The sequence below is a fragment of the Aporhodopirellula sallentina SM41 genome (assembly GCF_000346505.1).
Lineage (GTDB): Bacteria > Planctomycetota > Planctomycetia > Pirellulales > Pirellulaceae > Rhodopirellula > Rhodopirellula sallentina.
The window spans coordinates 1-8,211 of record NZ_ANOH01000176.1 but is presented as its reverse complement, the minus strand read 5'-3'; the positions used below and the strand labels follow the sequence as shown (position 1 = coordinate 8,211).

General features: G+C 57.2%; 8 protein-coding genes and 1 pseudogene. 6 read left to right on the top strand and 3 right to left on the bottom strand.

Translation table 11 applies throughout. From position 1 onward, the window contains the following. The 6 genes and pseudogenes from RSSM_RS11410 to RSSM_RS11385 all read left to right on the top strand — a co-directional run. A pseudogene (locus RSSM_RS11410) lies at positions 1–521 on the top strand (hypothetical protein); the annotation flags it as partial. Positions 522–734: 213 nt separating this feature from the next. Further along, a complete protein-coding gene (locus RSSM_RS11405) occupies positions 735–1,628 on the top strand; it encodes a universal stress protein (protein ID WP_008678289.1) in 894 nt (297 codons plus the stop codon). Between the two features lie 50 nt (positions 1,629–1,678). After that, positions 1,679–2,653: a universal stress protein gene (locus RSSM_RS11400; protein ID WP_008678287.1), complete on the top strand. Its 975-nt coding sequence runs from the start codon at positions 1,679–1,681 to the stop codon at positions 2,651–2,653. A 128-nt stretch (positions 2,654–2,781) separates the two neighbouring features. Continuing rightward, complete coding sequence (locus RSSM_RS11395; RefSeq protein ID WP_008678285.1) at positions 2,782–3,201, top strand: hypothetical protein; 420 nt, start codon at positions 2,782–2,784, stop codon at positions 3,199–3,201. A 3-nt stretch (positions 3,202–3,204) separates the two neighbouring features. Then, entirely contained in the window at positions 3,205–4,782 is a 1,578-nt protein-coding gene (locus RSSM_RS11390; RefSeq protein ID WP_008678284.1) for a bifunctional aminoglycoside phosphotransferase/ATP-binding protein, read from the top strand. Between the two features lie 30 nt (positions 4,783–4,812). Then, positions 4,813–5,868: a dihydroorotate dehydrogenase-like protein gene (locus RSSM_RS11385; RefSeq protein WP_008678282.1), complete on the top strand. Its 1,056-nt coding sequence runs from the start codon at positions 4,813–4,815 to the stop codon at positions 5,866–5,868. A gap of 176 nt (positions 5,869–6,044) precedes the next feature. Here RSSM_RS11385 and RSSM_RS11380 read toward each other — a convergent pair whose 3' ends face one another. From RSSM_RS11380 to RSSM_RS11370, 3 genes are all read right to left on the bottom strand, one after another. Then, on the bottom strand, positions 6,045–6,353 hold the full coding sequence (locus RSSM_RS11380; RefSeq protein WP_008678280.1) for a hypothetical protein: 309 nt from the start codon (positions 6,351–6,353) through the stop codon (positions 6,045–6,047). Between the two features lie 33 nt (positions 6,354–6,386). Further along, entirely contained in the window at positions 6,387–7,439 is a 1,053-nt protein-coding gene (locus RSSM_RS11375; protein ID WP_044302327.1) for a class I fructose-bisphosphate aldolase, read from the bottom strand. Positions 7,440–7,754: 315 nt separating this feature from the next. Beyond that, the coding region (locus tag RSSM_RS11370) for a cation transporting ATPase C-terminal domain-containing protein (RefSeq protein ID WP_044302326.1) at positions 7,755–8,211 on the bottom strand (457 nt) is incomplete at its 5' end.

Here is an 8,211-nt window from a genome sequence, read left to right as displayed (position 1 = left end):
TCGCGAAAGACGACTCCACCGACAACGCACCCGCCGGCAAACTCGATCACGCCGCGGGTGAACTCAATGAGCGTTGCCCGGACTGTTCCGTGCCGGTCGCGGAACTGCTCGACATCGATCGCGAATATCGCGAAAAATCGATCTCCGGCCAGCTACCGAAAATCTCGCCCGCGAAGCTCAACCCGGAAAACGTCGCGTGGCTACCGATCTTGCATACCGAACGTGGCGGACGTCACTACACCGCGTTGTTTTCCAACACCGCCCGGGCCCATGAACTCAACACCACACAGGATTGGGTGGTGATCTTTCGTGACGACGCTCAATCGCACGGCAGTTGGACAGTGATCACATCGCAGTTCGGCAAACTCCAAGGTTCTCGCATTGTTCGCGGACGCGAAGACGAGTGCCGCGAGTACTACAACGCACAACGCATTTTTCATCAACCGGTCGCAGGCCAATCGCCGTATCCCGAGATCCCTTCGATGTGGGAAGACGGACACGGCCGCGTGACACCGAACTAGCAGTCGATACAGCCGCATCGCAAGGCAGCAGACGCCGAAAACACAGCGCTGCCGCGACGCCGACTCGGCACATTCTCGGTACGTTCACGCACGCCTACCGGACAAACGCTCAACGATCTGTCGAACCACGCCGGCACGAGGCTGCCTCGTGCGTGGGCGACCGATCCAACGCTGTTCTTTCCACTTTGTGCGTTTGCCTCGAAGGAGACTTTGATGAAATCGATCCTGTTAGCAACCGATGGTTCGTCCGCCGCCAATGATGCCGCTCGGTTTCTGGCGCATCTCCCACACGACGAGCGAATCGAACTGACCGTCGTGACGGTACTACATGTCCCCGGTGCACAGCGGAGTTACCTCAGTGGCGACTGGTACAGCACTTGTTTGGATGGGGAACGTGAGGTTGCCGAGGCTGCGTTCCGATCGGTTGAAGAGAAGTTCAGCGGCGCGAACGTCGTTCTCAAACACATCATGCGAGAAGGCCATCCTGCTGAAACGATCATCGAAGTCGCCAAAGAGGTAAAACCGGAATTACTCGTTCTCGGTGCAACCGGACACTCCGGCATCGCCCGCGTTCTGCTCGGCAGCACGAGCGACTACGTGGCAACCCACGCCCCCTGCAGCGTTCTCGTCATCCGGCCGACCGGTGCGGTCGAGGGCGTGCACGATCTACGAGTCGTGATCGGATACGAAGACTCCGGTCCTTCCCTGGCAGCTCTCGAGGAGTTTGCCGAGTTCGAATGGGGCGTCGAGAGCGACGTGCGGCTCCTGTCGGTTCGCTATCCCGATCGATTCTATGACGTCCCACCTCCAAAAGTCTCGGCCGATTCGGTTCGCCGTGCCGCCGAGCAACTGCACGAATCCGCGCCTACCGCGAAGGGGCAACTCATCGAAAGCGATCACATCGCCGAAGGCTTGGTTCGCTACGCCGAATCGCACGAAGTCGACTTGATCGTTCTGGGCGAAACCCCGCGAACACGTCTCGGTCGGGTCTTGATGGGCAGCCTCACACGCTACGTCCTCCGACACGCGCCGTGCAGTGTTTGGATTACACGAAATCGTATGCTCCACGGGGCAAAACCGCCCCAAAGGGAAGCCGCTCACGCATAGCTGTTTCCCGATTCGTCTTCACGTCCGTCCCCCCAACCCACGACAGATCCATGAAACGCTACCACAACATTCTCGTCTACGCCGGAACGCAGCACCGCGATTCGGCTGTCACCCGGGCGGCACAATTGGCGATGGAAAATCACGCGTCGCTGACGTTGATGGACGTCGTCAAGCCGATGCCTTCGGTCCTCGGATTGATGACCGAAGTCGCCAAACCAGACGAGATTGAACGGCTCGTGGCGGCGGACCGTAAACGCCGGTTGATGGAAATCGCCAGCGAGATTTCCGATATCGGCGTCCAGATCGACGTATGCGTCGCGATTGGCGACGCGGCGACTGAGATCACTCGTCGCGTGATCGACGATGATCACGACCTGGTCGTCAAAAACGCAGACGCGTTCTCCCCAACCGGGCGTCTGTTCGGCAGCATTGGTGCGTCGCTGCTGCGGATCTGCCCGTGCCCGGTCATGTTGCTCAAACCACAGTTGCATGGCGAATTCGATCAAATCGTTGCGGCGATCGATGTCGAATCAACCGACCAGGTTCATCGCGATCTGAATCGACAAATTCTCGAACACGCATATTCGATCGCCCTGCGAGACAAAGCAACACTGCACGTTGTCGCCGCGTGGCAATTGTGGATGGAGGACGCCATCCTGCCACACGCGGGAAGTGTAAAGGTCGAGGCGATGCGCCGCGAACATCACAGTCGCGTCCAATCCGCCATTGACGAATTGCTCCAAGCACCGTTTGCCGACGCGGACGACGTTCGAGTCCACCTACGGCAAGGTGGCGGTGCATCGGTGATTCGCGACGTTGCCGATGAAGTCGAAGCCGACCTGATGGTGATGGGCACCGTTTGCCGAACAGGCATTGCCGGCGTCTTGATCGGCAACACTGCCGAGACGGTTCTCAGCGACATCAACTGCTCGCTACTCGCGTTAAAACCCGACGGCTTCCAATCGCCGGTTCAACGCAGCGGTTCGGTCTTCAACGAAGAGGATGAACCTTTACCACTCGTTTAACCCCGTCATCCCCAAACCTGTATCAAGTGGTGGACGATGGGTATCGCACCTCCAGCGGAATTTGCCGCCGGATCCTCCTTCCCCATCACATCGACCGCTTTAAACTCCAGTGCACCGGAGAGCACATCATGAAACGGATCATCATTTGCACACTCGTATTCTTCGTGATCGCCGCTGCTCTGCCAACCCTCGCGAATCCGCCTATCGTTCCGTCACAGGAAATCCCACCTCTGATGAGAATGAAACTTGAGAAGTCCAAAGCGATCCTTGAGGGATTGACGCTGGAAGATTATGAGATGGTCGCTGCGAACGCTCGCAGCCTCCGTCTGCTCAGCCTCGAGGCCGGGTGGAACGTTTTGCAAACGAAAGAGTACGCCTCGCAAAGCCGCGATTTCCGCCGCAGCACTGATTTGATCGCGCAGGCGGCTGAAGGCAAAGACATCAATCGCGCAACGCTCGGCTATGTCGCGATGACGGTACGCTGCGTGGAATGCCATTCCTACATGCGGAAACATCGAATCGAACTCATGAACTATCAAACGGAGTGATGTATGAAGATCTTACCGGTCAAGGACGTGAGCACGGCTGAACTGGTCGACGAGTTGTCTCGGGCGGAAGCCTACCCTCACGCCGTCGATGGCGAAATCCAAACGCACGAAACCCATATCTCGGTCGTCTTCCTAGCTGGTGACTTCGTCTACAAAGTCAAAAAGCCACTGACGACCGATTTCCTCGACTACAGCAGCATCCAGCTTAGGCAGTACTACTGCCACGAAGAAATCCGTTTGGGGCGTCGATACGACAAAGATCTGTACGTCGGCGTCGTTCCAATTTTGTTAGAAGATGATCGACTCCGTATCGGCGATGAGGAAACGGACGCTGCGGCAAACGTTGTGGATTACGCAGTCAAGATGCGGCGTTTCCCTGACGAGGCGTTGTTGAGCCGCCGAATAAAGCGTGGCGTGCTGACGAGCCAAGAGGTTCATGACCTCGCCGAGTGGATCGCCACGTTCCACCAGTCGGCCGCGATCTGCGACCCCGAATTCGCCGACGGATGGCCCAACTTTCTCGGTACCAATTCGCGTCAACTCTTCGATCAACTCGATGACCTGCTGATCGATGATGAGTCGCGAGCGACACTCGCGGTCCTCCGTTCATGGTCGGCGGAATTTCTTTCCGATCATCGCAATGAGATCGCAGACCGCATCCCGAACGGCTTCATTCGCGAGTGCCACGGTGATCTCCATTTGCAAAATGTGGTTCACTGGGGCGACCGCCTGATCCCGTTCGACGGTATCGAATTCAACGAACGACTTCGGTGGATCGACGTCCTCAGCGACGCGGCATTCCTATCGATGGACCTGGCCGCGAAAGGACACCTCGACCTTTCGCGTAGCTTCATCAACGCGTACGTCGAGCGAACCGGCGACTACGACTCGCTCTGTTTGCTGCGTTGGTTCCATTTCTATCGAGCACTGATCCGCGCGATGGTTCCCGCGATGCGTGCGTCCCAGTTCGACATGAGTGACGAAGAAAGCCGCGAAGCACACGAGATGACGCGGACACAACTCGACCTCGCCTATCGTTTCACCTTACGCGAGACACCGAGCTTGTGGATCACGTACGGAGTCAGCGGCAGCGGAAAAACGACGCTCAGCGAAACCGTGGTGCAGCGTCACGATTGTTTTCGTGTCGTCAGTGATGTCGAACGCAAAAGGCTCAAGGGGCTCGCTTCCACTGACCGCGTCCACGGCGATGAGATCGGTCGCCTTTACAGTGCCTCGCACACCGATGCGACCTACCGACGGATCGGCGTCCTCGCCGCACGAGTACTGCGGGCCGGATACAGCGTGATTGTCGATGCGACCTTCCTGCGACGTCGACACCGAGAACGATTTGAAACCATCGCCAAAACAGAAGGCGTCGCCTATCGCATCTTGGAATGCGAATGCGACCCACAAACGCTACATCAACGCATCGCCAATCGGATTGCACGAGACGACGATGCGTCCGACGCCGACCTCAACGTACTTGACCGACAGATCGCGCACCGAGATCCACTTTCCAAAGCAGAACGCAGTCATGTGATTCACATTCCCAATTTGGTCGACACCGTCGAGCAAATCTAGCCGCTTCTCCTCTTTATCAAGGTTCATCCCATGTTCTCGCATCTTCATACTGATTTCGGCGGACTCCGATTGACGTCTCCGGTCATTGTTGGGGCGTGTCCGATGAACACGAATGAACAAACACGAATCGCCATGCAAGACGCAGGCGCGGGTGCGATCGTCCTGCCGTCTCTCTTTGAGGAGCAGGTGATTCAGTGGAGCGTTGAGATCGGAAGGCGACTGACCGACCGTGAACGCAAGATTCTCGAGATGTCCAACCAGTCGCGTCATCACTGGGCATGCCCCGACGCGAAGTCGTATCTCGCGTTGGTCAACCGAGCTAGCTCCATGCTTTCGATTCCCGTCATCGCCAGCCTCAACGGTTTCACCGCGGGCGGATGGATGGACTTCGCCGGTGAACTGCAGGAGGCCGGTGCGTCCGCGATCGAACTGAACGTGTACCACAGTCGGGCGAAGGAATACAGCAGCGCCGCAGAGATTGAGACGACGATCCTCGATGCTGTTCGCGACGTCAACGCAGCGATCACGATTCCACTGTTCGTCAAGCTCGGACGCAACTTTACGAGCATCCCGCACCTCGCCCGGCAATTGCTTTCCGGCGCCCAAGGCATGGTCCTGCACGGGCGTGCCCCGTCGGTGGATATTTGCTTGGACACGCTGAAGCTCTCGTCGAGGTGGAGGCTCACATCCACCGAAACGGAAACCAGCAATCTCGACACGCTCATGCAGGTACACGGATTTTGCCCGGCGATGCCTCTCGCTGCGAGCGGCGGGATCGGACACCCAGACCACTTGATCAAGGCTCTTCTCGCGGGAGCGGATGTCGCCATGATCACGTCGGCAATCTATCGCGAAGGTCCCGATGTGATCCGAACGTTGCTAGACGGATTGACCGTTTTTCTCGACCGGCACCGGCTCACCAATTTGCGTGACCTGCAAACAACACGGCCGTTGGAATTCACCGACGACGAAGAACGCGCCGCCTACATCTCGGCGCTAACACAGCGACTCGACAAGATCGAAAGCGAGCACGCAACCCCGGTCTTGCACTGTGACCGATGGGGACATCCAACGTCTCCGTCATAAACCACGTTCGCTCCGCACCATAACGCGATCGGTATCTAGTCGATCGCAACCGCCAAACACCAGGGTGAAGTCCGTCGCGAAAGTCGCCAAAACTTTCGGTGATCCACGCCCCCCTGCCGAAACTCTTGGCGCGTTTCACTACCGTGAAATTTGGCTTTGACGCAGCAATCCGACGCTCACGCGTGTGAGTGACTGAACACGGGCGGATCGCTCGCGGGAAAACTTTCCTCTCCCGCTTCGTCGACCAAGTCTTCGACGTGTCGTTGCTCGGAAGCCTGTTCTTGCCATCGGATCGCGATATGCGTTGCCTCACGAACGCGATCGAGCAGATGCGAATAACGAGCCGGTGGTTGCGAAGCACAGAACTGTTCGGCCTCGTCGGCATACTGCGACTCAAGTCCTGCACGTTCACCGACATGATGAGCGACCTGTTTCAGGTGCTCGCATAGTTCCTGCCACTGCGACTGTACGAATGGGTCTTTCATCGTCAATCTCCTTTATCACTTTAAAAAAAGGCTCTACGCGATTGTGATCGAGTCATCGAGGTAAACGTCTTGGATCCGGTTGAGCAGTTCGATGCCTTCGTTCATCGGGCGTTGAAACGCCTTCCTTCCCGAGATCAGCCCCGTTCCACCGGCTCTCTTGTTAATGACCGCCGTCTTGACCGCTTCGGCCAAGTCGGACGCACCCGATGAGGCACCGCCCGAATTGATCAGCCCGGCGCGTCCCATGTAGCAATTGGCGACCTGGTAGCGACACAAATCGATCGGGTGTTCCGATGTCAACTTGCTGTAGACCAAAGGTGACGTTTTGCCAAACTTGATCGCGTTAAAACCACCGTTATTGGTCGGCAATTTCTGTTTGATAATGTCAGCCTGTATCGTCACTCCCAAATGGTTCGCTTGGCCGGTCAAGTCCGCTGAGGTGTGGTAGTCCTTGTCGGTTTTAAAGTCCGAGTTTCGCAGATAGCACCACAGAACCGTCGCCATGCCGAGTTCGTGAGCGTGCTCGAACGCTTCGGCAACCTCGACGATCTGTCGGCGAGATTCTTCCGATCCGAAATAGATCGTTGCTCCGACGGCGCAGGCTCCCATGTCATACGCCCGCTCGACAGACCCAAACATCACTTGGTCGTACGAGTTCGGGTACGTCAACAATTCGTTGTGATTGATTTTGACGAGGAACGGAATACGGTGGGCATACTTCCGACCGACCGCCCCCAACACTCCGAACGTTGAGGCGACGGCATTGCAACTGCCTTCCATCGCCAACCTCACAATGTTCTCGGGATCGAAATACTCGGGATTGGGTGCAAACGAAGCACCCGCGGAATGCTCGATCCCCTGATCCACAGGAAGAATCGACACGTACCCGGTACCCGCGAGCCGTCCATGCCCGAACAACCTCGCGAGTTGATTGACGACGCGTTGGTTGCGGTCGGTTTGACAGACAACTCGATCGACAAAGTCCGGCCCGGGCAAATTCAAATGCTGGCGATCGATCGTTGTGCTTTCGTGCTCGAGCAGAAACGCGGCATCGTCCCCCAACAAAGTCATGATTGAATCGGACATCTTTCCGCTCCCGATGTTTGAGTGAAGAAGGTTGCAACCGAAGACTCGATCACGTGATGACAATGCAACTAACGCGCCACACCCCAAAAACAACATATCTCCTTGGAAACCAAGTTTTCAGAGGAACGACGGAAGCGCGCATCGCCCACATATGCACACCATTGGGCACTGCCCATTCCGGACAACGTGGACGCGTATCCGAATAAACTTGACCAACGAAACAGCCGACGGGAATCGGCTGCGGTTGTCGTACCTGATCTGCGGAAAACGCCGACCGGCTGAATTGTTTTCAGGCCGATGCCTTCCATCCAGAGTCTACGGATTCTCGGCCACTCGCGATCGTCGTGAGGCAACGATTTTGACCACCTCCGTAATCGCAAAAACCGGCAGCGCTGCGGCGACAATCAAAGCCCATTCACGCCACCCAAGTGCCACCGTGTGCAGCCCCGGTTGCAATGCCGGGATGTAGACCGCGGCGACCTGCAGAAGCAGCGTTACCGCAATCGCTGCCAGGATCCACGGATTGCTGAACCAACCCACCGACGAGATCGGTTGGCGTAGCGCCCGAAAATTCAGCACGTTAACTTTTTCAATCACGATGATTCCGGTAAAGGCGACCGTCTGAGCCAACATCAACGTTTCTGGGTCGTCGTCGACGAGGTACCAATGGAACAGCCCGAGCGACATTAGCCCGACGTAGAGACCGAGCAACACGATCATCGCGACACCGCGGCCGCTGAGAACCGGTTCGTCGGGGTCACGGGGAGGACGT

Bases quoted from the DNA above. Each gene is read 5' to 3' on its own strand.
- RSSM_RS11375 (WP_044302327.1), bottom strand. From the start codon at position 7,439: ATGTCCGATTCAATCATGACTTTGTTGGGGGACGATGCCGCGTTTCTG.
- RSSM_RS11405 (WP_008678289.1), top strand. From the start codon at position 735: ATGAAATCGATCCTGTTAGCAACCGATGGTTCGTCCGCCGCCAATGAT.
- RSSM_RS11390 (WP_008678284.1), top strand. From the start codon at position 3,205: ATGAAGATCTTACCGGTCAAGGACGTGAGCACGGCTGAACTGGTCGAC.
- RSSM_RS11395 (WP_008678285.1), top strand. From the start codon at position 2,782: ATGAAACGGATCATCATTTGCACACTCGTATTCTTCGTGATCGCCGCT.
- RSSM_RS11400 (WP_008678287.1), top strand. From the start codon at position 1,679: ATGAAACGCTACCACAACATTCTCGTCTACGCCGGAACGCAGCACCGC.
- RSSM_RS11380 (WP_008678280.1), bottom strand. From the start codon at position 6,353: ATGAAAGACCCATTCGTACAGTCGCAGTGGCAGGAACTATGCGAGCAC.
- RSSM_RS11385 (WP_008678282.1), top strand. From the start codon at position 4,813: ATGTTCTCGCATCTTCATACTGATTTCGGCGGACTCCGATTGACGTCT.